This is a genomic window from Collinsella sp. CLA-JM-H32 (assembly GCF_040098165.1).
GTDB lineage: Bacteria > Actinomycetota > Coriobacteriia > Coriobacteriales > Coriobacteriaceae > Collinsella.
On sequence record NZ_JBBNMZ010000005.1, the window covers coordinates 1 to 24,490 of the forward strand.

At 59.0% G+C, this 24,490-nt stretch carries 18 protein-coding genes; 6 read left to right on the top strand and 12 right to left on the bottom strand.

Annotated elements, in window-relative coordinates; all coding sequences use genetic code 11:
* Positions 1-852: 852 nt before the first annotated feature.
* Both AAA021_RS04030 and AAA021_RS04035 read right to left on the bottom strand, forming a co-directional pair.
* Complete coding sequence (locus tag AAA021_RS04030) at positions 853-3,075, bottom strand: ABC transporter permease (RefSeq protein ID WP_349088103.1); 2,223 nt, start codon at positions 3,073-3,075, stop codon at positions 853-855.
* Positions 3,065-3,850 carry an ABC transporter ATP-binding protein gene (locus tag AAA021_RS04035; protein WP_349088105.1) on the bottom strand — a complete coding sequence of 262 codons (786 nt, stop codon included), beginning with the start codon at positions 3,848-3,850 and terminating at the stop codon, positions 3,065-3,067. The genes AAA021_RS04030 and AAA021_RS04035 overlap by 11 nt, the downstream gene beginning before the upstream one ends.
* Positions 3,851-4,099: 249 nt before the next feature.
* Here AAA021_RS04035 and vsr point away from each other — a divergent pair, with 249 nt between their 5' ends.
* Positions 4,100-5,086, top strand: coding sequence for a DNA mismatch endonuclease Vsr (vsr, locus tag AAA021_RS04040; RefSeq protein ID WP_349088107.1), 987 nt, complete (start codon positions 4,100-4,102; stop codon positions 5,084-5,086).
* A gap of 709 nt (positions 5,087-5,795) precedes the next feature.
* Here vsr and AAA021_RS04045 read toward each other — a convergent pair.
* Positions 5,796-6,653, bottom strand: coding sequence for a class II fructose-bisphosphate aldolase (locus tag AAA021_RS04045; protein ID WP_022095149.1), 858 nt, complete (start codon positions 6,651-6,653; stop codon positions 5,796-5,798).
* A 335-nt stretch (positions 6,654-6,988) separates the two neighbouring features.
* Between AAA021_RS04045 and AAA021_RS04050 the strand changes: the two genes are divergently transcribed.
* Positions 6,989-7,792: a DeoR/GlpR family DNA-binding transcription regulator gene (locus AAA021_RS04050; protein ID WP_349088109.1), complete on the top strand. Its 804-nt coding sequence runs from the start codon at positions 6,989-6,991 to the stop codon at positions 7,790-7,792.
* Positions 7,793-7,851: 59 nt separating this feature from the next.
* Here AAA021_RS04050 and AAA021_RS04055 read toward each other — a convergent pair whose 3' ends face one another.
* Both AAA021_RS04055 and AAA021_RS04060 read right to left on the bottom strand, forming a co-directional pair.
* The gene (locus tag AAA021_RS04055; protein ID WP_349088110.1) at positions 7,852-9,012 is read right to left on the bottom strand and encodes an FprA family A-type flavoprotein; all 1,161 of its coding nucleotides are present in this window, start codon (positions 9,010-9,012) and stop codon (positions 7,852-7,854) included.
* Between the two features lie 129 nt (positions 9,013-9,141).
* Positions 9,142-10,128 carry a LacI family DNA-binding transcriptional regulator gene (locus tag AAA021_RS04060; RefSeq protein ID WP_138374625.1) on the bottom strand — a complete coding sequence of 329 codons (987 nt, stop codon included), beginning with the start codon at positions 10,126-10,128 and terminating at the stop codon, positions 9,142-9,144.
* A 383-nt stretch (positions 10,129-10,511) separates the two neighbouring features.
* Here AAA021_RS04060 and AAA021_RS04065 point away from each other — a divergent pair, with 383 nt between their 5' ends.
* Both AAA021_RS04065 and AAA021_RS04070 read left to right on the top strand, forming a co-directional pair.
* Positions 10,512-11,717 (top strand): galactokinase family protein, encoded by a 1,206-nt coding sequence (locus AAA021_RS04065; protein WP_349088111.1) that lies wholly within the window; start codon positions 10,512-10,514, stop codon positions 11,715-11,717.
* Complete coding sequence (locus AAA021_RS04070; protein WP_349088113.1) at positions 11,708-13,336, top strand: UDP-glucose--hexose-1-phosphate uridylyltransferase; 1,629 nt, start codon at positions 11,708-11,710, stop codon at positions 13,334-13,336. The genes AAA021_RS04065 and AAA021_RS04070 overlap by 10 nt, the downstream gene beginning before the upstream one ends.
* A gap of 409 nt (positions 13,337-13,745) precedes the next feature.
* Here AAA021_RS04070 and AAA021_RS04075 read toward each other — a convergent pair whose 3' ends face one another.
* From AAA021_RS04075 to AAA021_RS04100, 6 genes are all read right to left on the bottom strand, one after another.
* Positions 13,746-14,681: a hexose kinase gene (locus AAA021_RS04075; protein WP_349088115.1), complete on the bottom strand. Its 936-nt coding sequence runs from the start codon at positions 14,679-14,681 to the stop codon at positions 13,746-13,748.
* A gap of 198 nt (positions 14,682-14,879) precedes the next feature.
* On the bottom strand, positions 14,880-15,404 hold the full coding sequence (gene lacB / locus AAA021_RS04080) for a galactose-6-phosphate isomerase subunit LacB (RefSeq protein ID WP_117583544.1): 525 nt from the start codon (positions 15,402-15,404) through the stop codon (positions 14,880-14,882).
* 63 nt (positions 15,405-15,467) lie between these two features.
* Positions 15,468-15,896, bottom strand: a complete 429-nt coding sequence (lacA, locus tag AAA021_RS04085; protein WP_006234830.1) for a galactose-6-phosphate isomerase subunit LacA — start codon at positions 15,894-15,896, stop codon at positions 15,468-15,470.
* Positions 15,897-16,204: 308 nt separating this feature from the next.
* Positions 16,205-17,218 (bottom strand): hypothetical protein, encoded by a 1,014-nt coding sequence (locus tag AAA021_RS04090; RefSeq protein WP_349088117.1) that lies wholly within the window; start codon positions 17,216-17,218, stop codon positions 16,205-16,207.
* A 461-nt stretch (positions 17,219-17,679) separates the two neighbouring features.
* Positions 17,680-18,018 (bottom strand): PTS lactose/cellobiose transporter subunit IIA, encoded by a 339-nt coding sequence (locus AAA021_RS04095; RefSeq protein WP_349088119.1) that lies wholly within the window; start codon positions 18,016-18,018, stop codon positions 17,680-17,682.
* Between the two features lie 214 nt (positions 18,019-18,232).
* Positions 18,233-19,237, bottom strand: a complete 1,005-nt coding sequence (locus AAA021_RS04100) for a LacI family DNA-binding transcriptional regulator (protein WP_349088120.1) — start codon at positions 19,235-19,237, stop codon at positions 18,233-18,235.
* 357 nt (positions 19,238-19,594) lie between these two features.
* On the opposite strand from AAA021_RS04100, the gene AAA021_RS04105 reads away from it, so the two are divergent.
* Positions 19,595-21,361 (top strand): lactose/cellobiose PTS transporter subunit IIB, encoded by a 1,767-nt coding sequence (locus AAA021_RS04105; protein WP_349088121.1) that lies wholly within the window; start codon positions 19,595-19,597, stop codon positions 21,359-21,361.
* Between the two features lie 66 nt (positions 21,362-21,427).
* Positions 21,428-22,867 carry a 6-phospho-beta-galactosidase gene (gene lacG, locus AAA021_RS04110; RefSeq protein ID WP_349088123.1) on the top strand — a complete coding sequence of 480 codons (1,440 nt, stop codon included), beginning with the start codon at positions 21,428-21,430 and terminating at the stop codon, positions 22,865-22,867.
* 260 nt (positions 22,868-23,127) lie between these two features.
* Here the strand turns inward: lacG and AAA021_RS04115 are convergent, their stop codons facing one another.
* On the bottom strand, positions 23,128-24,156 hold the full coding sequence (locus AAA021_RS04115; RefSeq protein WP_349088226.1) for a substrate-binding domain-containing protein: 1,029 nt from the start codon (positions 24,154-24,156) through the stop codon (positions 23,128-23,130).
* Positions 24,157-24,490 lie beyond the last annotated feature (334 nt).

Here is a 24,490-nt window from a genome sequence, read left to right on the forward strand (position 1 = left end):
TCACGGCCTCGCCGGTGTCCGCGTCGAGGGCGCAGACGGTGGTCGACCTCAGGTGGACGTCCATCCCGAACGCGGTAGAATACTTTGGCATGGGAGCCTCCCAACCTCGTTGCGGCGCGGCTGCGCCTATGGCACTTCAACATCATTGTCGCAGCCCCGACCCGCGGTCACGAGCGGGGGCTCCTATCTTTTTAGTGCCCTCGGATTGGGTCATAGTGTCTGACTTTTGCTTTACCTGCGGTGTTGGCGGGGTAGCTAATTAAGGATGGGGCTCTTTTAGCTACCCGCAAAGTAATCGTTGGGGACGTTCTTGTTTGACTAATCGTTTAAGAACGTCCCCCAACGACTAGCCCTCGCGTATCGTATGCGAGCTGGGCTTCGGGGGCCAGGCGTGCCCTGTTAAACATGCCTTCGGGTCGCACGTTTCCCTTCGAATCGATCATACAAGCCCCCAATCTGTTTGGTTTCCCCAGATTGTGAGCCCGCACACCCAAGCCGCACCGCCCGCCGTTCAGCTGAAACCACCTGCCAAAAAGGGACAGGTTTATTTTGGCAGGTTTTATCTGGGCAAACGTCCAAACCGACGTAAGGGAGTTGCCTTCCCTCGTGGCGGTCTTCTAGCAGAAAAACCAAGTGAGTAGGCTTTTTGCAGGAGGCCAAGCACGCCCCAAAACGCCACAGCTCTGACCTGCAGTTTTATAGATCATTTGTCGCGATGTGCTCGGCAGGTTCAAAAAAGTCTACTCACTTGTATCTGAGACGCACCAGGTAGGCAAAAACCGCCGCGAAAGGGCCCCTGGTCCCTTCGCGGCGGTCATACGCCTCTGATTTTGTGACGATTTTGCCCGCTTGTTACTCGCTGTAGCGGGTGGCGATGGCAGCTTGTACCGTGCCGGTGCTTATGAGGTAGGTCACCAGGAAATAGCCGCCGTAGGCTGCCAGGAAGATCGCGCAGGTGAGGCCCACGGTGCCGCCGATGCTCATATTTCCGAATATGCTCACCATCTCGATGATCACCTTAAGTGCCACAAAGGAGTGCGCCAAGCCCACCGCCAACGGGAACAGGAAGAATACCGCTTGTTGCGCCATCACCGAATGGCGAATCTGGCGGTCGTCGCAGCCGATCTGTGCCAGCACACGATAGCTGCGGCTGCCGTCGGCCACGTTGGAGAGTTGCTGGATCGACAGAATCGCCGCGCATGCAACAACCAATACAAAGCCGATGTAGATGGCTAGGTAGCTAATAAGACCGTTCATTTGCGCTGCTTGCGTGTACATCTCGGAGCGTGTGATGAAGGTTCCCCACGACCCCGACTCCTTGCCGTCAACGAGCAGATTGTCGAGCACAGTGTATTTAATGCTCTCGTCTGCCTCGGTTGTATCCATCCCCTGTTTGTAGTTAACGAGCAGACTACTGGAATACGGCTGCAGATTAAGTTGGGACAACAGCTCGTCGGCAACGACGACGGTGCCCGGATTACTACCCATCGCCGAGTTGGCGATGGCCGCCGTATCTTCGTCCGACTTATCGGCTGCGGGCTTGAGCGTATGCCCGCCCAAGGTAAGGGCATGGCCGCCAGCCATATACTTGGTGTACAGGTCGACCAGCTCGCCGCCCATATCACACGTGAGCAGATACTGGTCGTGACCGATGTGCACCGGCTCCTCGCCCATCATCTGACGCAGTTTGTTGTACTGGCTCGCCGGCGTCACAAACAGACCCATCGTATCGGCATTGCTACCCCCGAACGCCTTGGGAAGCTTTTCGCCCATGGCCTTGCACATTTCACTTGGAGTCACCGAAGGATCCGAACCGCCAAGCGGGTAACTCAGATACGAATCGATCTGCACATGCTCACCGGCAACATCGGCGATATTGACCTTCTTGCCGGTCTCGTCGTTGTTGTCCGCCGACTTGCCCTTACGATCGCCGTGCCATGGATCGCCGTGCCATGCGGAGTACAAATCGACCGTACTATCGGCCAGCACCATGCGATCGGCTTCAGACGGATTGATGTACTCTTTGTAGTAGTCGAGCGTATCGGGCGTGTAATAGACATACGTCTGAGACACGTCTACAGGGTTATAGCGCTCCAGGTTTTCGTTCATCACGTTGGCAATCGACATACCGCACGTCACCGAGGTGATGGCCAAAAACAGGAGCATCGCGATGACGCCCATCGAAAAGCACACCGTGTTGACCTTGGCCGCAAGCTGGCGCACGGTAAACATGTTGAGGCCGCGCCAATACACGCCGCGCAGGCTCTGCAGCAGCTTGATGAGCATGCCCGAGAGTCCCCAGAACAGGGCAAAGGTGCCCACGGTAACCATAGCGGTCGTAATACCAAACTGGTTCATGGCCTCTTGCAGCTTGCTGTCCGTCGCGGTTAGCGGGAACCCATCACGTAGCAGACGGTAATAGGCCACGCCCACAAGCACCACGCCCACGACAAAGATGGCAATCGCGATCCAGGGGTTGCGTGTCTTGATGCTCTCGTTGCGACGTTCGGCACCCATAAGCTCGATGAGTTTGGTACGACGCACGGCGCGAAGGTTCAGCAGCAGCGTGAGCACAAACATTACGAGCATGCAGGCAAGGGTCAGGTTGAACGCATGCACCGAGAAAAAGAAGTGGAAATTGGCGATCTGTGTCTTAAAGAGCGAGGCCGTAAAGAACGTCATGAGCTGGGAGAGTCCCACACCCAGCACAATGCCGGCGACAAAGGCCACAACCGAAACGATCACCGTCTCGAGCGCCATGATCGTGGCGACGCGCCCGCGCCCCATGCCGAGCACCTGGTACAGGCCAAACTCCTTCTTGCGGCGTTTCATGATGAAGTTATTGGCATACACCATCAAAAAGGCCATGACACCGGCCAAAAAGTACGTCAGGTCGCCGAGCATGCTGCCCATAACCTGCGCCAAGCCCTTTTCATCGATGCCGGCGATGTCGACTTGCATCGAGATGGTGTTAAAGGCATAGAAGACCGTGACGCCCAGGGTGAGCGTCAAAAGGTAGACGAGGTAGTCGCGGCCGGCGCGGCGGACGTTGCCCCAAGCGAGTTTACAGAGCATCGGAGCCCTCACCGCCCATCATGGCAACGACCTCCATAATGCGGTCGAAGAACTCTCGGCGGTCGGTGTCGCCGCGGCGCAGCTCGGTGAAGATCTTGCCGTCGCGAATGAACAGCACGCGGCTCGTGTAGCTGGCGGCAAAGCTGTCGTGCGTGACCATGAGCACGGTGGCGCGTAGGCGGCGGTTAAGGGCCTCCAGGCTCTCGAGCAGCAGGCGAGCGCTCTTGGAATCGAGGGCGCCGGTGGGCTCGTCGGCCATGATCATGGTTGGGTCGGTGACGAGCGCGCGAGCCGCGGCAACGCGCTGCTGCTGACCGCCGGACATCTGGTAGGGATACTTGTCGAGCACCTGACTGATGGACAGGCGCGCTGTCACATCCTGCACGCGGGTCGAGATCTCTGCCGAGTTTGTGCGGGCGATGGTGAGCGGCAGGGCGATGTTCTCGCGTGCCGTGAGCGTATCGAGCAGGTTGGAGTCCTGGAAGATAAAGCCGAGCTCCTCGCGGCGGAACTGCGAAAGCTTAGCCTGCTTCATGCGCGTAACGTCCTGCCCGTTGATGCGAATGGTGCCGCTCGTGGCGCTATCGATGGTCGACACGCAGTTGAGCAGGGTCGACTTGCCCGAGCCCGAAGCGCCCATGATGCCCACGAACTCACCGCGGTTGACGGTAAAGCTGACGTCGTTGAGCGCGCGGGTCACGTTGCCCAGCGCCCCATATACCTTTTCGAGATGCGCGACCTCCAGTACCGGGGTCGCCATGTGCGTGGTTTGCATACCGAGTCCTTTCTTGCGATTAGTCTACGGCATCTATAGTCGCAAGAAGACGAGTCGGCTACCATCGATATGGCTTACGCTTGCCTTACCGTTGTGTAAGGTAGGGGTAGTCTTTTTGGGACGGGGCTTTTTTAGCTACCCCATCCGAAGCCTTCGAAGCATGAGGCCGCATTTGACATAGGGCAGCTAAAAAAGCCCCGTCCCAAAAAGACTACCCTGCCACTTGTTGATGTTGAGGGAGGACTCCTGTTGAAGACTGTTCATGTTGCCGCTGGGATCATTCGCAAGGAAGGATCCGACGAGCTACTGGCCGTGCAGCGCGGCTATGGCGACATGCAGGGACTTTGGGAGTTCCCCGGTGGCAAGCTCATGCGCGGCGAGACGCCCGAGGACGCCGTATGCCGCGAGCTCATGGAAGAGCTGCAGGTCAAAGTCACCAACCTGCGCGATTTCTATACCGTTGAGTATGACTACCCCGATTTTCATCTCTCCATGGAGTGCTACTACTGCTCGCTCGCCGATGAATCCGATGAGCCTCAGAAGCACGACCGCCAGCTCGATATCCGCTGGATTCCGCGCACCTCGCTTGCCACGGTGGAATGGATGCCCGCCGACAAGGGGCTCATTGATGCCCTGATCGAGCTGAAGGAAGACCGGCTCGAGGCAAGCTCCGCCGATGACGCCGCGCCCAACACAGCCGACAAACCCGCCACCAAACCCAAGCGCGCACCTAAGCGCCGTAGCAAAAAGCGCCCCAAGCCCGGTCTGCTCGACGGCGTCGATACCTCCGACCTCTCCGCTGACGAGCGCGAACTGGTCCGCCGTCGCGCCGCCATCAAAAAGTCCATGAAGGGCAACAAGCGCGCCAACACCAAGCCCGAGCCGCTCGTACGCCAGCGCCTGCGCGCAGCGGGCCTTACGGGCTATCGCTTGGAATGGAAGGTTCCCGGTAAGCCCGACATCGCCTTTCCCGGGCGCAAGATCGCCATTTTCGTCAACGGCTGCTTTTGGCATCGCTGCCCTAAGTGCAATCCGAGCCAGCCCAAGCGCAATGTTGAATTTTGGGAGGCAAAGTTCCGTCGCAACGTCGAGCGCGACCGAGCCGCCATCTCCGCGCTTACCCAAATGGGCTGGACACCCATAACCATCTGGGAATGCGAGCTCAAAAAAGACCGCATCGACGCCACGATGGAAAAAGTCATCGAGCAGGTGCGCGCCGCAGAGCCGCAGCGCTAAGAACGAGCCATCCACACGCCCCACACAGGCGAGCCACATCCGCGCCACAAACCTTAGAAAGCCCTTAAGCTCAAAACCTTTCAAGAGTGTTACTCGATACTTCTGACCTGCAGTTTCATCGTAAAACCAAACCAGGTTAAGCCTTTCTTTAGCGCTTCTTTGCAACAGCCGCGGCATAATACTGCCAACGCACGGGACCTAGCAGCACGCCCCGTGTGCAACCTTTTGGTGGACATCGAGGAGGCCGCATAAGCATGCATTCTTCCAATGACGCAGCACAGCAGCCATCCCTAAAACATGCAGACCTTTTCTCCTTCCCCCCGACACAGAGAGACGGCCTCCTCGACTCCCCCACCACAAAAGCCAAACGCTCTGCAGACCAACACCTCAACCTGCAGACATCCTTCGAAAAACTCCAAGCCTCACTAGACCAGGCATTCCCCAACCAAGCCCGGGCATACTAATCCCCCATCAGCAAAGAAGCCCTAACGCCCCATCCTTTCCGCCCCAACGCCACAAGGGCGATCGAGCAGGACGGCTTGGGCGGGTCCCCGTACTTAGTTTCCAAAATCATTCCGCAGCGCGAAGGCCCCCGTTGCCAACGCTTCGTAGAAGCGAGGCAACGGGGGCCTTCATGCGCGAGGACGTTTTGGAAACTAAGTACGGGGACCCGCCCAAGCCGTCCGGTGGGATCAGAGTACCCTTGCTGTTACTCTGCTTTGCCCACAGAGTTGAGGTTGGTCATGCGGATCTTAACCAGCTCGGTGATCTCACGCATGCCCTCCTTGGCCGGCTTCTTGGGATCGAAGCAGGCAGGGTTCTCGGCCATGTAGGCCATGAAGCCCTTGGTGTAGGCCTGACGCAGCTCGGTGGCGTAGTTAACCTTGCAGATGCCGTTCTTCACAGCCTCGGCAACCTGCTCATCGGGCACACCGGAAGTGCCGTGCAGAACCAGCGGCACGTCGACGGCGTCGCGGATGGCCTTGACCACGGACTGCTCGATGTGAGGATCGCTCGTGTACACGCCGTGGCTGGTGCCAACGCCAATGGCCAGCGAGGTGCAGCCGGTGCGCTCGACGAACTCCTTGGCCTCGGCCGGATCGGTGTAGGGGCTCTCGCCCTCAACCGCAGGACCGTCGTCCTCCTTGCCGCCAACCTTGCCAAGCTCGGCCTCGACGGGCACACCCATGGCGCGGCCAGCGTCGGCGACGGACTTGGTCAGGGCGATGTTGTCCTCGAAGGACTCGTGCGAACCGTCGATCATGACAGAGGTGTAGCCAGTGCGGAAAGCCTGCATGCAGCGGTCATAGCCATCGCCGTGATCGAGGTGCAGAGCGACGGGCACGGAAGCGCGCTCGGCGGCAGCCTTGACCATGCCGTAGAAGTAGTCCAGACCAGCGGTCTTGATGGTGCCCGGAGTGGTCTGCATGATGACGGGGGACTTGGTCTCCTCGGCAGCGGCCAGAACGGCCATAACAAACTCGAGGTTCTCGACGTTGAACGCGCCAACGGCGTAATGGCCGGCCTGAGCGTCCTTGAGCATCTTTTCGGTGGTAACAAGTGCCATGAGCGTTTGCTCCTCTCCCTCGCCCGCATCTGGACATCGGGCGTACGTGTCCGCAAGGCGTTTTACCTTGCGTTTTGCTGCGCTCATTGTATGAAATTCAGCGGCTTTGCATGTGCGAGATATTGAGCCCATGCAGGTCAATACAGTCGTTTTTGAAAAGTAAACGGAAGGAATTGGAGCCGAGTGGGCGTATTCGATATTGAATTTTGGGCGTTCAGCGTCTTTCTTTTATAGAAAAGATAAGTAATCGAAAGGTATTTTCTTACTCAAAAAGAAAATGAACGAAAATAGAGTCAACACAATTCCTGCAAATTTCAGACGATGATGGAGCAGATATGGCCCACGCAACAACCCGAGCTTTCGCCGACGAGCGTCGTTCCGCCATCATGGAGATGCTCGATCATAATGCCTCGGTGCAGGTAGCAGAAATCGCCCAGACCTTTGGCGTGTCCTCCGTCACCGCCCGCGCCGACCTGGACGCGCTCGCCGAAGCAGGCAAGCTGCGCCGCACGCATGGCGGTGCCGTATCGCTCCACAAACGCCTGACCGTCTCCACGCAGGATCGCCGCATCAACGTCAACGTCGCCGCCAAGCAGGCCATCGCGCAAAGCGCCATCGAGCTCGTCAATGACGGCGACACGTTGCTCGTCGACTCGGGCACCACGGCGCTCGAGTTCGTCCGGCTCCTCGATCAGCGCGACGGCATCACCGTCATCACAGCAGACATTACCATTGCCGATTACATCGACGAGAGCATGCCCTCAGTCGATGTCGTCATGCTGGGCGGGGCGTTGCGCAAAGGCCATCGTTATTTGTACGGACCGCTCACTATGCAAGCGCTCCAAATGGTCCATGCCGATCTTGCCGTCATGTGCCCTGGCGCTTTTGTCCCCAGCTGCGGCTTTACGACCGACTTTCCGCAGATGGCCGAGACCAAAGCGGCTATGGTCGGTGCCGCCCGTCAAAGCGTCGCCCTCATGGACGCCAGCAAGGTTAACGGACGCGGCATGTACCGCTTTGCCGAACTCGCCGACGTCGACTCCATCGTGATGGACCGTGACCCCGATAATGCCGTCGCCACCTCAATCACCGAGATCGTCGACAACGCCCGCCCAAATCTCCTCATCGCCGGCGCTTAAACAAAAACCACCACAAAGGTCTCCTTTGTGGTGGTTGAGCATCAGAAGTGAATGTGTCGCTACTTGGACAGCTCGTCAGCAAGGGCCTCGATCTGAGCGCGCGAGGCGTCGTTGAGCGAGCCCAGCACGGTCACCTTGTTCTGCGCCAGGGTGATGTCCTTCATGCCCTCGAGCTCCTTGGCCATAACCTTGGCAGCGGTGGGCGCCCAGGAGCCGGCCTCGACGAGTGCCACCGTACGGTTCTGATAGGCGTGCTCGGCAAGCGTATGGATGAAGGTGCTCATAAACGGGAAGATCTCGCCCTGATAGGTAATGGAGGCGAGCACCAGGCGGTCGTAGCGGAACGCGTCCTCAACGGCCTCAGCCATATCATCGCGAGCCAAGTCAAAGACGGAGACCTTCTGGCCGCGGGCCTCGAGCGCAGATGCGAGTTCCTCAACGGCAGCCTTCAGATGGCCATACACGCTCGCATAGGCAATCGTGATACCCTCGTCCTCGGGCTGGTAGCTCGACCAGGTGTTGTAGGTGTCGAGGTAATAGCCCAGGTTCTCGGTCAGCACGGGACCGTGAAGCGGGCAAATGATCTGGATGTCCAGATTGGCGGCCTTCTTGAGCACGGCCTGCACAAACTTGCCGAACTTGCCCACGATGCCAAAGTAGTAACGGCGCGCTTCGCAAGCCCAGCCCTCGGGATCCTCGATGTCGTTGGCGCCAAACTTGCCAAAGCCGTCGGCACTAAAGAGCACCTTGTCGGTAGCCTCATAGGAGAAGAGCACCTCGGGCCAGTGCACGTTGGGGGCACCGACAAAGGTTAGGCTGTGGCCGCCCAGGTCGAGCACGTCGCCATCTTTGACGACCATCTTGCGCTCGGGGAAGTCGGTGCCAAAGTAGTTGACCATCATGCGGAAGGCGCCCATGCTGGCCACAATCTGTGCCTGGGGATAGCGCTCCATAAAGGTGGCGATGCCAGCGGAGTGATCGGGCTCCATATGATGGACAACCAGGTAGTCGGGCGTACGACCATCGAGCACGGCCTCGAGGTTGCCGAGCCACTCGTCGACAAAGTCAGCGTCGACCGAATCGGCGACAGCGATTTTATCGCCCAAAATAACGTAGCTGTTGTATGCCATACCGTTCTCGGACACGTCGTACTGGCCCTCGAACAGGTCAATGTCGTGATCGTCGACGCCAACGTAGCGGATATCCTTGGTGATCTCCATCAGGCAAAGCCTCCTAGATAGACAAAAGAGCCCGTCTATCATAGCACTCGTCTTCATAGCCACGGCTATCTGCCAGCATCCTTATCGATTGTTATTGAGGCGGAATATATCGCCATTGACCTGCAAAAACTATGTGCGCGGAGCTGCCGTGGTATGTCGAACGATAAGCTGGCCGGGAATACGAATGGCAACGGTTTTGTCCGTTGCCCCCGCCTTGGGAACCGCGTGCTCGAACACCTCGCGTCCACGCTGATGCAAATCGAATCGAACGGTCGTGAGCTCGTTGTGTGCCACAAAATCATCGAGCGAATCGTCGACGCCCACCACGCTCACGTCCTCGGGCACGCGCAGACCGCTATCGCGCAGCGCTGCAATCGCGCCATTTGCCATCTGGTCGTTTGCCGCGTAAATCGCCGTCATGGTGCGATCGTGCTCGGCCAGGTACCTGCCGGCCTCGTAGCCGCTGTTGGCAGACCAGTCGCCCTCGAGCGGCTCTGCCGGCTCGATGTGTTTACGCTCGAGTGCATCCTGCCAACCGGCGCGACGAAATTGCTCGTCGACCGAGAATGACGGGCCGCCAATATAGCGAATCTGCTCGTGCCCTAGCTCAAACAGGTGATCCATAAGCAATAGCGAGCAGCCGTAATGGTCGGAATCGACCGTGGTCACCTGCGGGTGCGCGTACATGGTAACGATGACCGTGCCAATGCCCGGCAGTGGATCAAACGTCTCAAAATCGGGCGCCATGCGACTCATACCGATGATGATGCCGTCCACCGGCAATGCGGCCATACGACGCGTGGCCTCGGCAAGCGAAAACTCCTCGGTCTTGGACATCTCGACCAGCGTGATGGCGCAATTATGCTCGCGAGCAGCGCTGGCGATGCCGTCGATCATTGAGAGGTTGCCGAACTTGGTGACATCGTTGACGCACAGGCCGACCGAATGATAACGGCCGTCGCGCAGCGAGCGACCGGCATAGCTCGGACGGAAGCCGAGCTCTTGCATAGCGGCTTGCACGCGCTGGCGCGTCTGTTCGTTAACGTTGGGCAATCCGTTGGCAACGCGCGAAACCGTCTGTTGCGAAACACCGGCAGCGCGGGCAACGTCGGCCATGGATACCGGACGCGTACCCGTATCGTTGGAAGGGCGCCTTGCCACAAAATCACCTTCGCTCTCGCAAGATCTGAATAGTGCGAATGTCGGCCCAGGCAGAAACACACCCCGCGCCGAAGCCCGCTATCGTCGGACGCATGTTAACGTACTCTACTTTTTCTATCAGCGGTTCTTTTGCTCCATATGTCCATACGGCCACACCGTTCACGGCCGAAAATCTACCGATTGCCAGATTCTCAAAAAAGGAGATACATTGTGTTATGAGTACGTTAACATACCCTTTAACGTGCGGCGCCGCGAACGTCTGGTTTGTGGTGCTCAATATTGTTAACGTACTCATAATGACACGGACCAGTCTCTCCGGCGTCAAGGAAAGGACCCGTATGACCGCCCCCGACGAAAAGATACTCGCCACCCTCACCAAGCTGTTTGAGGAGGAGTTTGGCCCCATCGACGAGCGCCAGGTGCTCTACGTGCACGCGCCCGGCCGTTCCGAGATCAGCGGCAACCACACCGACCACGAGGGTGGCCACGTTATCGCCGGCTCGCTCGATGTCGCTGTCGACGGCATCGCCGTGGCAACCGACTCCAACAAGGTCCGCGTTGCCGATGAGGGCTACCCCACCTTTGAGATCACGCTCGAAACGCTGGATGTTCAGGAGTCCGAGAAGGGCACGTCCGCAAGCCTCGTGCGCGGTATGGCCCACGAGATTGCAGCCCTTGGCGTTGAGCCCAAGGGTTTCGACTTCGCCTTTACCTGCTCCGTCCCCTCGGGTGGCGGTCTTTCGAGCTCCGCTGCTGTCGAGGCGGCATACGGCCGCGCTATGGAGACGCTTTGGGGCGCGCCCGCGATTAAGCCCGTCGCACTCGCCCAGATGAGCCAGCGCACCGAGAACAACTATTACGGCAAGCCCTGCGGTCTGATGGACCAGGCCGCTGTGTGCCTGGGCGGCCTTGCCTACATGGACTTTGAGGATCAAGCCCAGCCTAAGACCCAGAAGCTCGAGCTCAACTTTGAGGATCACGGCTACGCGCTCGTGCTCGTTAAGGTCGGTGCCGACCACGTGGCCGCCACCGACGACTACGCCGCCGTTCCGCGCGAGATGCAAGACATCGCCGCCGAGTTTGGCAAGACACGCCTGTGCGAGGTCGACGTTGCCGACTTTGACGCCAAGCTCCCCGAGCTGCGCGCCAAGCTGGGCGACCGCGCCTGCCTGCGCGCCGTTCACTACTGGTACGAGAACGGCCTGGTCGATAAGCGCTGGGCAGCCCTGAACGCCGGCGACATCGATCAGTTCCTGGTCCTGACGCGCGAGTCCGGCGCCAGCTCTGCCATGTACCTGCAGAATGTTGTTGCTAAGCTGGGCTCCGAGCAGCCTTCCATGTATGCCCTGGCGCTGGCCGAGCATGTGCTCGACGGTCGCGGCGCCGTCCGCATCCACGGCGGCGGCTTTGGTGGCACCATCCAGGCCTTTGTGCCGCTCGATCTGGTCGACACCTTTATCACCAAGATGAACAGCTGGCTGGGCGAGGGCTCTGCCCGTCACTACGCCATCTCTGACAAGGGGGCTTACGCGGCATGGCTGTAATGACTGATGTGCGCGAGGCCGCGCAGGGCCTCATCGAATATGCCATTCATCGATCGATGATCGGACAGGACGATCGCATCTGGGCATACAACACCATTCTGGAGTGCATCGGCGCCACGGGACCGGCACTCGACATGGCCTGGGCGCTCCAGGTCGAGAAACTCTCGCTCTTGCACCCCGATACCCTGCCCAACTTTGACCTTGAAGGCACGCTTGCCGTGCTTTCCGAGGCCGCCGTGGCCAACGGTGCTGCCGAGGACACGGCGTCGGGCCGCGACCGCATCGCCATGCGCATCATGGGCGGGCTCATGCCGAGGCCTTCGGTTGTAAACGAGGAGTTCAACGGACGTATGGGCGTCCACGAGCCCCGCGCCGCGACCGACTGGTTCTACGGCCTGTGCTGTGACGCCGGTTACGTGCGCCGCGCCGCCATCGCGCGCAACATCAAATGGAGCACTTCCACCAACTGGGGTGACCTGGAGATCACTATCAACCTGTCCAAGCCTGAGAAGGACCCGCGCGATATCGCCGCAGCCGGTGCTGCCAAGAACACGGGCGAGAAGTATCCCGCCTGCCAGCTGTGCATCGAAAACGAAGGCTACCCTGGACGCTCCGCCGCAACCGACGGCGGCGCTCATCCCGCCCGTCAGAACCTGCGCATTATCCCCATTCAGCTCGACGGCGAGCGCTGGGGCTTCCAGTACAGCCCGTATGCGTACTTTAACGAGCACTGCATTGCCATGAGCTCCAAGCATCGCCCGATGCACGTCGACCGCAAGGGCCTGACCTGCCTGCTCGACTTTGTCGACCTTTTCCCGCACTACTTCATTGGCTCCAACGCCGACCTGCCCATCGTGGGCGGCTCGATTCTGTCGCACGACCACTTCCAGGGCGGCGCGCACGAGTTCCCCATGATGCATGCCACCGAGGTCTCGCAGTTTAGCGTGCCCGGCTTTGACCAAGTCAGCGGTACCGTGTTGCAGTGGCCGCTTTCGGTGCTGCGCCTGCGCTCGCACGACCGCGCCCAGCTGCTCGACGCTGCCGAGAAGATTATCCTCGCCTGGCGCGAGTGGACCGATGAGTCGGTGGGCATCATCGCGCACACAGCCGACGGCGTAGCGCACAACACCGTGACGCCCGTCATCCGCCGCGTCGACTCCCGCGGCAACGCCGGCGGCGAGATCTACGAGGCCTACCTGGCACTTCGCTGCAATATCACGACCGACGAGCATCCGCTGGGCGTATTCCACCCGCATGCCGAGTACCACCACATTAAGAAGGAGAACATCGGCCTGATCGAGGTCATGGGCCTGGCCATTTTGCCGCCGCGCTTGGTTCCCGAGCTCGGCGCTGTCCGCGAGCACTTGCTGGCGGCCAAAGCCGATACCAGCTACGACCTTGCCGGCGCGCTCGAGGGCGACGACCTTTGCCGCAGCCACGCCGCATGGGCCGAGGACGTCTTTGCCCGCCGCGCCGACGAGCTCACGGCGGACAACGCCATCGACATCCTGCACGAGGAGGTCGGCGTGGTATTTGGTCACGTGCTCGACAACGCCGGCGTCTTTAAGTGGGACGAAGCCGGCCGCGCCGCCCAACAGCGCTTTATCGACTCACTGTAATGATCCCTTGGGGACGGAGGAAAACGGATCATTTCGTCTTCAAGACAACAGCGCCCGCCGGCAACATCGCCAGCGGGCGCCGTTTTTGAGTGTAGTCATTGGGGACGTTCTTAAACGACTGGTCATTAAAGAACGTCCCCGATGACTACCCCAAGGAATATCCCAGACTGCCGGCAGAAAAGGAACGTCCCTAACTGCCGCATCCGGAGCAAGACAACGCCGCAGGTAGAGGACGGACAGCGAGCGGGTCGCATTTGAGACAAGGTGACGCGAAACGAAAGGGCGCTGACCTTCTGGTCGCGCCCTTGAAGTTGAATGTCAGATTGTCCAATTGCGGCCCGCGCAGCGTCGACCGGTCCGCCGTTCGGTAGAACGGCGGAACCAATAGGTTTGGTAAAACCGCGTAACCCTAAAGTTCAGTCACGACAACGCTGTTGTAGATCTCGTCCCAGCGGTCCATGACCAGGTGGCCGGTCTTGGGATCCATGGCGTTGAGCTTGCCGCAGGTATTGGCGGTCTTGAGCACCGTGACGTCGTCGGCACCAGCAGCAATGGCATGCGCAAAGCCGGCGATGGTCGAGTCGCCGGAACCCGTCGCGTTCACAGCCGCAATCGCGGGCGTCTTGGCGCGGAACGCGCGGCCCTCGTGGAAGCCCACCGAACCGGCAGCGCCCATCGAAACGACGACCCAGGGAATACCGGCAAAGCGGCCATCGGCGGCAAGCGCCTCGCGCAGGGCATCGACATCATCGGTCGTAAAGGACGTACCCAGCAGGCCGTTAATCTCGGTCAGGTTGGGCTTTACGAGCTCAGGCTTAGCGTCGGACTCCAGCGCGGCCTCCAGCGATGCGCCCGAGGTGTCGAACAGCACCTTGGCGCCCGCCTCTTCGGCGATCTTGACGAGCTCGGCATAGTAGCCGGCATCGACGCCACGCGGCAGCGAGCCCGAAAGCGTCACAACGTCAGCCTTCGCTGCAAGCTCGGCGAACTTGGCCGTAAAGGCCTCGAGCTCGGCTGGGACGATCTGTGGGCCGCTCTCCAGCAGCTCGGTCTGATTACCCTCGTGCAGAATATTCAGGCAAATGCGCGTCTCACCGGCGATGGGCACAAAGTCATTCTTGACGCCATCGGCATCCATGAGCTCGGCCATATAGGCACCCATGTGACCGCCAAGCAGGCCGGTCGCAAGCACATCGTCGCCCAACTGCAGCAGCACACGACTCACGTTGAGACCCTTGCCACCAGCGGTCTTTTCGGGCGTCACGCGGTTAACATCGTCGATGACCAGCTTGTCGAGCTGATAGCGCGTATCAATCGACGGGTTCATGGTAACGGTCAGAATCATATTGAACTCCTGTTTAGAAAACCGGCCCGCGCCCCATCACAGAAACGCGAGCCGTCAATTAAAAAGCTGCAGAATGCCAGGTACCGCCAAAACGAAGCACACAAGCTCAGCAAGCAAAAGTGTTATCGGAGCAGCTCGCCCGCCAGATGGCTTCGCAGCGTCGACTGGTCTGGCGTTCGGTAGAACGCCGGAACCCCACTAGTCGTGGTATTCGCCGCGGTCCCACTTCTCCAGGAACTCGTCAAAGAAGTGCGGGTCAGCCTGAGCCTCGGCGTCGGCCTTGTTGCAGGCATCAATCTTGGCAATCAGGGCATCGTGCTCGGGAGTCTTGTCGTAGGGCTCCTCCAGGAAGGCAAGCATGATATCGGCCATCAGGAACTCGCCGGTGATCTTGCCGCCAAAGCCCACGATGTTGGCGTTGAGCTCGCGACGGGCATACAGGGCAGAGGTCATGTCGCGAACCAGGGCGCAGCGGGCGCCGGGAACCTTGTTGACGGCGTTGGTGATGCCGATGCCGGTGCCGCACAGGGCCACGCCAAAGTCGGCCTTGCCGCTGGCAACAGCCTCGCCCACGGCCTTACCGTAAATGGGATAGTGCGTACGGGTGTGGCTGTAGGTGCCGCAGTCAAGCACCTTGTAGCCAGCCTGCTCCAGGCGGTCGGCCAGATAGATCTTCTCGTCCGTAACGATATGGTCGCAACCGATTGCGATGGTCTTCTTCATCAGAACGTCCTTTCGTCTGAATTCACAAGTTGAGATAGAAGTTCGAGTTCTCGGTGGCTCTCGTTAGGCCATCTTATTGAGCATGTCGACACGGATCTGGTGACGGCCGCCGGCGTACTGGGCGCGCAGGAACTCGCGGGCGATCTTCTTGGCGACCTCGGTGCCCACAACGCCCGGGCCCATGGTGACCATGCGTGAGCCGTTGTGTTCGCGGGTCATGTAAGCGGAACGCTCATCGGAAATGTTGGCGACGACCATGCCCTTGATCTTGACGGCGGCCATATAGGAGCCGACGCCGTACTTATCGAATGCGAAGCCCTGGGAATCCTTGTGCTCCAGCAGGTCCTTGGCAACGGCGGTGGCGGAATCGACAAAGTCCGCGGCAGGGGTCTCGGAATAGTCGACGACCTCGTGACCGTCGGCGATGAGCATCTCCTTGATGGACTCCTTCATCGACATACCGTCGGCATCGGAAGCGATTACAACTCTCATGACATCCTCCTTGAGAGATACGCAGGTGCGTAGTTTCTGTTTGGAAGTGTTGAATCGCGTTCAGGTCCGGGCATCTGAATGTGCGGTTCTTCACTGTTCATGTTTATTTGAACACATTCGAACATTTACTGCAACAATTATTTGTTTATCTTTGTTCTTTTTTGAACAATTACCGTTCGCGGATGATTGCTGACCGTTTGGACTCAGAAAAGGCCCGGCTTACCGCGCATTCAACAAACAAAAGGGCGGCCGAGAACGTGTCTCGGCCGCCCTTCGGCGGTATTCCCCGGTATATACAGCTGTTTTAGCTACTCGGACTGCCCGCCCTTTTTGGCGTGCTTGGACGGAGCGCTCAGAAAGCGACCCGTCAGATAGTTCGCCGGGCCGGAAATATCAATCCCCAGTAGCACGTACCCCAGCCACAAAAACGCCGCGAGCACCAGCAATGGAATCACGCACGAGGTCACGATCATCACGATGACGCCTTCGATGAGATCGGTCACTTGCCGCACAATTTCATCGGTCATCTGCTTGGCGCCGCTGGTCACCGACGTGACGAGACCCGAGGCACCGTCGGCAAGCTGCTCAAGCACGTTCTTGGACTCTGTGGACTCGGTCTTTTTCTTGCTTGTTTTGGAGCTATCGCTATCTGCCGCGCTCGCAGCGTCGGTCGCCTTTTGCTCGGCCGCCTCGATGCTAACGCGATACGTTTCGTCGACCTTTTGCGACACCCATACGCTTGCAGGCACCCACGCCATGCCAATTATGGCGGCCACCAGCACACGCGTTGCCACGCGGCGAATGACCGTGCTCGTACTCCAGCGCCCGTGAATGCCGAGCGACACCGCAAAGAGTACCAACGCAAACGGGATTAAGATGCCCAAGCCAACCGACCACAAAATCGTGAGCAAATATTTCTCTAGGTAGAGCACGGCAAGCACGATACCAAGGTTGCCTGAAAGCTGCGCGAGCTGCTCGGCAACTGGCGTTCCCGTATCGCCCGGCAGCGCAGTGATACCCGCAGATAGGGCGACGCACGAGGTCGTGAGCGCCAAAACATTGCCCTTCTTTTGATCGATGACCTCGATGGTGGAGTCCCAGGTCTTGGTATCGGCAAAATGCGGACGAGCTACAAAGCCCGACAACAGCGCCAGTACCACGAGCGCAACGATAAAGCCAATCTGCAGTTTTTTGTTTGCGCACACGACATCGGACAGGCTGGGCTGCAGCTCGGTTACCGTCGTGTGCTCGGTTATCTGGACAGGACGCCCATGAGTCATCTCGTGCGCGTCTCCCTTTTGAATCAATCCGTTGCCCGGCATTTGGATACCTCCTTATTCCGGCCTGTATTGCGGATGGAAGTATACCCACCCAGCGAAAAACCGAACGGGAGGGCGTGCAGAAGCTCCATAACGCTGCTAGTCGAATAGTGCCATTTCAAAACTATGCTGGTTTACTACGATAAAACCGATAGGACCGACCACATTTGCTATTAGCAGAAAATGACAAGCTTTCTACCTGCGGCTTTGATAACGCCGTTCTTTCCATAGTTGAAAGAATGCGATTCATCGTAGTAAACCGGCATAGTTTTGTAACCGACAGGCCGAGTCGGCACCGCAGCAAACCTAATGACCCGCTTTCATCCTCAAAGGATCAAATGCATGGCAGGAGTGTCCCTAACTGCGGCAGATAAGGAACGTCCCCAAGTGCCGGGTAAAAAGAAAAAGCCCTGTCGCGAGTTTGCGGCAGAGCTTTTGGAAGGGGACTTGGTTGTGAGGGCTCGTTAGGCGAGCTTGGCCTCGAGCTCGGCGATGCGCTTGTAGGCATCGATGGTAAAGCGGGCCTGCTTCTCCAGAATCATAGTGTTCATGAGAGTGTCCTGAGCGTGAGCCATGATGAAGGTCATCTCCATCTCGACGCCGCCGGCCTCCTGCGAAAGCAGCTTGGTCTGCGTGTCGTGGGCGCCGATAAGCGCATCGCTGGCATCCTTGTGCAGCTGTTCGGCCTTCTCAAAATCACCCTCGCGAGCAGCATCGAGCGCTGCAAGCAGATCGGTCTGGGCGTCACCTGCGTATGCGACAATCTCGAATCCAACCATCGAGATTTCTTCTTTGGTTGCCATATTGCGTTCCTTTCACATATGAACCAATGGAGAGCATCGCGTCCGGGCATACGCGCTGCGTTCTGTATGGCAGAAACATTAACATTCAAACAAAAAAGAACAATGCAAACCGTTATTTCGAGCCGTGAACGGTCTTTTTTCGCCCGTGAACGGTTTCCAAACCATTTCGAACAATATCAAACATTATTAACGGAAACCCAATCAGGACCGCACCCTAACGCAAATCGCGCACCGTATCGCCCTCTACGAGCACGCCGGGGATCAGCATGTGTTCCACGCCAGACACAACGCCCTCGGCACCGGCAATCTTGTCGACCGCCCACATGCCGACGCGCTTGTTGTCAAAGCGCACCGTGGTCAGGCGACGGTCGGGCACGATATCGCCCAGACTATCGTCAACACCCACCACGCTCACGTCCTGGGGCACGCACTTCCCGCGCGACTCGAGCCCACGGATACAGCCATATGCCATGGCATCGTTGGAGGCATAAATGGCCGTGCAGGTCGGATCATCCGCCAGAGCCTGACCTGCGGCATATCCACTCTGCGCCGTCCAGTCGCCGCGCACGAGCTGCGGGGGCTCAATGCCATGCGCACGCAATGTCTCACGCCAGCCTTCCTCGCGCCGCATGCCCGAAAGCGAGCGCTCGGGGCACGAGATAAAGTGCACGGTTTTGTGCCCATGCTCCAGCAAGTACTCGACCACCTGGCGCGAGCAATCGGACTGGTCGTTATCGACCGTTGAACAGAGCGGGTGCTCCAACATCGTAACGAGCACCGTCTGCATGCCGGGCAGCGGTTCGAAGGTTCCAAAGTCCGCCGGCATGCGGTTCATGATTACAACCATACCGTCCACCGGCAGTGCACTCATACGCGATGATGCGCTCTCGAGAGTATAGGGGTGTCCATCTACTTTAGTGAGGGTGATGGCATAGCCGTGTTTGTCGGCCGCGGCGGCAAAGCCCTCCATACGGTCGAGGTTGCCGGTACCGGTAATGTTGAACATGGCGACACCGACGGTCTTAAACTTACCACGGCGCAGCGATCGACCGGCAAAATTGGGGCGATACCCCAGCTCGCGCATGGCGGCACGCACGCGTTCCTTGGTCTCGGGGCGCACGCTGGGCGAATCGTGCACCGTACGCGAGACTGTCTGCTCCGAGACGCCCGCGAGACGCGCCACATCCTTAACGGAAACCGATTTTTTAACAGCGGCCATAGGTCGATCTTTCTATGTCGACGATGCCATTGGTGGCACCCTACGCAGTCATTTTTAACGCCTTCAAGTATATCCAACGCCTCCCCCACCATACGCTCACCACCCAAAACCTACCGTTCACCGACATTTTTGCTTCCCCAAACGGCTTTTGGCGCCCAAATGTTAACGTTGCCATTATGTAAACACAGAGCCACCGGGCGGCTCAAACGTTTACGCATAAGGAATCGACGGTTCGCAGGCACAGGAACCACCGGTTCGCGTCTTTTTTTGTGTCGCAAAATGGCAACGTCAACATTTTGGCAACCGAACGCCAAAAGCTACCATCGTTGCTAACCCACCGACTCTTAGGAGCATTGCATGGAGCAACTCATCGCCACCATCGAAAAAGGCCAGCCCTTTTTCAACGCGATCGCCCGCAACAAGTACCTCAAGGCGATCCGCGACGGCTTTATCTCCGTCATCCCCATCATCATCTTCTCGTCCATCTTCTGCCTGGTAGCCTCGGTCCCCAACATCTGGGGTTTCTACTGGCCCGATGACATCAACAACGCCCTGTGGAAGTGCTACAACTACTCCATGGGCATCCTGGCCATCGCCTGCGCCGCCACCACGGCCAAGCACTTCGCCGACGCTCAGAACCGCGACCTGCCCAAGAACAACCAGATCAACTTCATCTCGTGCATGTGCGCGGCCATCATCGGCTTCTTGCTCCTTTCGAGCGACACGATCGCCACGGACGCTGCCAGCGGCTTCAACACCACCTACCTTGGTTCCAAAGGCCTGCTGACCGCCTTTATCGCTGCGTTTGTGACCGGCATCATCTACAAGTTCTTCATTAAGCGCAACATCACCGTCAAGATGCCCGAGCAGGTCCCGCCCAACATCTCGCAGACCTTTAAGGACATCATCCCCTTCTCCGTCTGTATCACCGTCTTTTGGGTCTTTGACATCGCCTTCCGCGCTGCTTTTGGCTTCTGCTTTGCCCAGGGCGTCATCCAGGTGTTCCAGCCCCTGTTCACCGCTGCCGACGGCTACATCGGCCTCGCTGTGATCTACGGCGCCATGAGCCTGTTCTGGTTCGTGGGCGTCCACGGCCCCTCGATCGTCGAGCCCGCCATCGCCGCCGCTCTCGTTGCCAACATGACCGACAACCTGGCTGCGTTCCAGGCTGGCCAGCACGCTTCCGCTGTCCTGACCCAGGGTGCCCAGTACTTCGTCGTCTGCATGGGCGGCACCGGCGCCACGCTCGTCCTGGTCTTTATGTTCTGCTTCCTGGCAAAGTCTCAGGAGATGCGCGCCGTCGGTAAGGCCGCCATCGTCCCCGTGTGCTTTGCCGTCAACGAGCCGCTGCTGTTCGCCGCACCCATCGTGCTCAACCCCGTCTTCTTTGTCCCGTTTGTCTTTGCCCCGATCGCCAACATCTGGATCCTCAAGATCTTTATCGACTTCTTGGGCATGAACGGCTTTATGTACACCCTGCCTTGGACCGTCCCCGGCCCCATCGGCACCATCATGGGCCTGGGCTTCCAGCCGCTCGCCTTTGTGATGCTCGCCCTCATCCTGGTCGTCGACTTCGTTCTGTACTACCCGTTCTTCCGTGCCTATGACGCCCAGAAGTGCGCCGAGGAGGCCGAGATTTCCGAGGAGGAGCTCGCCGCCAAGAACGCCGAGAAGGCCGCCAAGCTCAACGATGCCTTCCAGGGCAAGGCTGACGCCAAGAGCGTTGCCGCCGGCGCTGCTGCCGAGGCCGTGAAGGCCGACGCCCCCGCCGCTGTCGCCACCGAGGCAACGACCGCCAGCGACCTCAACGGCAAGCGCGTGCTCGTGCTCTGCCAGGGCGGCGGTACCTCGGGCCTGCTCGCCAACGCGCTGGCCAAGGCTGCCAAAGAGCGCGGCATCAATCTTGAGACCGCTGCCGAGGCCTATGGCAACCACGTTGACATGCTCCCCGACTTTGACCTGGTCGTCCTGGCCCCGCAGGCTGCCAGCTACTTGGCCGACCTGCAGAAGGACTGCGAGCGCGTGGGCAACAAGTGCGTCGCCTGCCGTGGCAAGCAGTACATCGAGCTCTCCCAGAACGGCGACAAGTCTCTCGCCTTCGTGAGTGAACAGCTTTCGAAGTAAGTAACGCTTAGGGCCAGCCGACCATCCAAGACCGGCTGGCCCTTCGATTTAGACGATTGGATCATCATGTCCGTTAACCCCGCTAGCGTCACCAACCCGCCTGCGCAGTTTCCCGAGGGCTTTGTCTTTGGCGGCGCCACTGCTGCTTACCAGGTAGAGGGCGAGACCCGCACCCACGGTAAGGGCAAAGTCGCCTGGGACGACTTCTTGGAGGCCCAGGGGCGCTTTTCCCCCGATCCCGCTTCGGACTTCTACAACCAGTACCCCGTCGATCTGGAGCTGTGCGAGGAGTTCGGCATCAACGGCATTCGCCTCTCCATTGCCTGGAGCCGCATCTTCCCCAACGGCACCGGCGAGATCAACCCCGAGGGCGTGCAGTTCTACCACGATCTCTTCGCCGAGTGCCACAAGCACCACGTTGAGCCGTTTGTCACGCTGCATCACTTCGACACGCCGCTTGCCCTCTTTGAGAAGGGCGACTTCCTCAACCGCGAGACCATCGATGCCTTTGTGGACTTTGCCACCTTCTGCTTTAAGGAGTACGCCGACCAGGTAACCTACTGGTTCACCTTTAACGAGATCTGGGCCGACGCCTCCAACACCTACATCGAGGGCACCTTCCCCGGTGGCGTCAAGGCGCATCTGGCCGAAGCCTTCCAGTGCGAGCACAACATGATGCTCGCCCACGCCAAGGCAGTACTGGCCTTCCACAACGGCGGTTTTAAGGGCAAGATCGGCGTCATCCAGTCGCTGGAGTTTAAGTATCCGCTCAACGAGAACGACCCCGCCGACATCAAAGCCGCCAACAACGAGCACGTGCTGCAGAACCAGTTCTTGCTCGACGCCACCTTCCGCGGCGACTACGCGCCCGACACCCTCGAGTGCGCCAACCGCTTGGCTGCCGTCTCGGGCGGCACCATCGAGATCCTAGACGAGGATCTCGAGATTATGCGCGAGGCCGCGCTCTACAACGACTACCTGGGCGTCAACAACTACCAGTGCCGTTTTTTGAAGGCTTACGATGGCGAGAACGACCTGCACCACAACGGTACGGGCGAGAAGGGCACTGGCCGCTGGCGCGTTAAGGGCATTGGCGAGCATGTGAACAAGCCCGGCGTCCCCACCACCGACTGGGACTGGATCATCTATCCCGAGGGCCTGTTCGATCTGCTCGTCTACATTAAGCAGCGCTACCCCAACTACAAGCAGATCTTCATCACCGAGAACGGCATGGGCTACAAGGACCCCTACAAAGACGGCTTTGTGGACGACCAGCCGCGCATCGACTACATCGAGCAGCACCTGCGCTGGTTGCTCAAGGCCATGGAGGTGGGCGTCAACGTGGGCGGCTACTTCCTGTGGAGCCTGCAGGATCAGTTCTCCTGGACCAATGGCTACAACAAGCGCTATGGCTTCTTCTACGTTGACTTTGAAACCCAGAAGCGCACGCCCAAGGCAAGCGCATACTGGTATAAGCACGTGGCGCAGACCCGTCGTCTGGACTAGCGGCTGGCGGGGTCGCCTGCCCACATAACCTGTCCCCATTTCTCAGCCGGGGGCGGCACGTCACACGGCGCGCCGCCCCCGGCGTTTTTAGGCGGTTCGGGGGCCGCTTGTCTCAATCTGTAACATCTAGCCGAGTTTTTCGGTCCAAGCTGTTACAGATTTAGACGAACGGGCGGCCCGGGCCGAACAATCTCGATCTGTAACATGTAGACCACTTTTGACCGTCTACCTGTTACAAATCGAGACAAACGGAGTAGGACCTAACCCCGTATGTCCCTAACAGTCGAGCGTTCGACCAGCGTACTCGGCACATGAATCGCCTCGATAGACGAGCTCTCTCCAATCGCCGCCTCAAACGCAAGCTTACCGACACCGCGCAAATCAAATCGCAGCGTCGTCAGCCGATTGTGAGGAACAAGTCCCTCGAGTGCGTCGTCGATACCAACCACGCTCACGTCGTCGGGCACGGACAGGCCCGCGTTCTCGAGCGCGGCGATAACGCCCAGCGCCATCTGGTCATTTGCCGCAAGCACGGCAGTCGGCGCCTGCGACCCGCCGGCAAGCACCTCGGCCGCAATCCGCTCGCCCATGGCGTACCCACTGTCCGCACTCCAATCGCCACGCAGCATCGGAGCGGCATCGACATGAGCACGACCCAGCGTATCGCGCCAACCGGCCTCACGAAAACGCGAGGAAATCGAGTTTTCCGGACCCGCCACAAACCGCATATTCGAGTGACCATGTTCCAGCAGATAATTGGTCAACAGCTCGCACGAACCATACTGGTCGGAGTCGATCGTCGTGCAGCGCGGATGCGCATACATGGACAGGATGACCGTTCGCACTCCCGGCTGGGGAACAAACTCCTCAAAATCGGGAGCCATGCGGTTCATGTTGAGAATCATGCCGTCGACGGGTCGCTCGACCATGCGGCGCGAGGCATCGGCAAGTGCATAGGGCTTGTCGCCGCCCATCTCGATCATAGTGACGGCAAAATCGTGCTCGCGCGCCGCTTGCATGATACCCTCGAGCGTCGCCAGGTTACCGACACGTGTGATGTTGTACATGCACAGGCCAATAGAACGATACGACCCGCCGCGCAACGCCGCTCCAGCATAATTGGGACGAAAGCCCAGCTCTTCCATGGCGGCCAGCACACGCTTGCGCGTCTTTTCCGTCACGTTGGGCATACCGTTGACCACGCGAGACACAGTCTGGCGGCTCACGCCAGCGAGCGCCGCAACCTCTGCCGCGCTCGCCGAACGACCATTCCTTGTCTGCTGATCCATGCCTTCCACGCTAACCTGCTTCCCAACTATTCCCCGCGCCCATGGCGCATCGTACATACATTGATAACGTGCTCATGATACCCGAGCCATATACCACAACATGAAAACTTCTGTCAATCAAAACCGCTTACCGAACAAATACAACCGTTCGCGGATGTTTGAAGTTGTTTTGTTTCTATACATCCCAGCCGGATGTTAACGTGCTCATTGTCAAATGTTCACGTGCTCATTTTGGTTCTAATCATTTTAAGATAGTGTTTATCGGGCTTTTTCACCGCTGAACGCTAACCAGGGAGCCTCCTGAGCGCAAACGCACAATATCGAACAGCGAGAC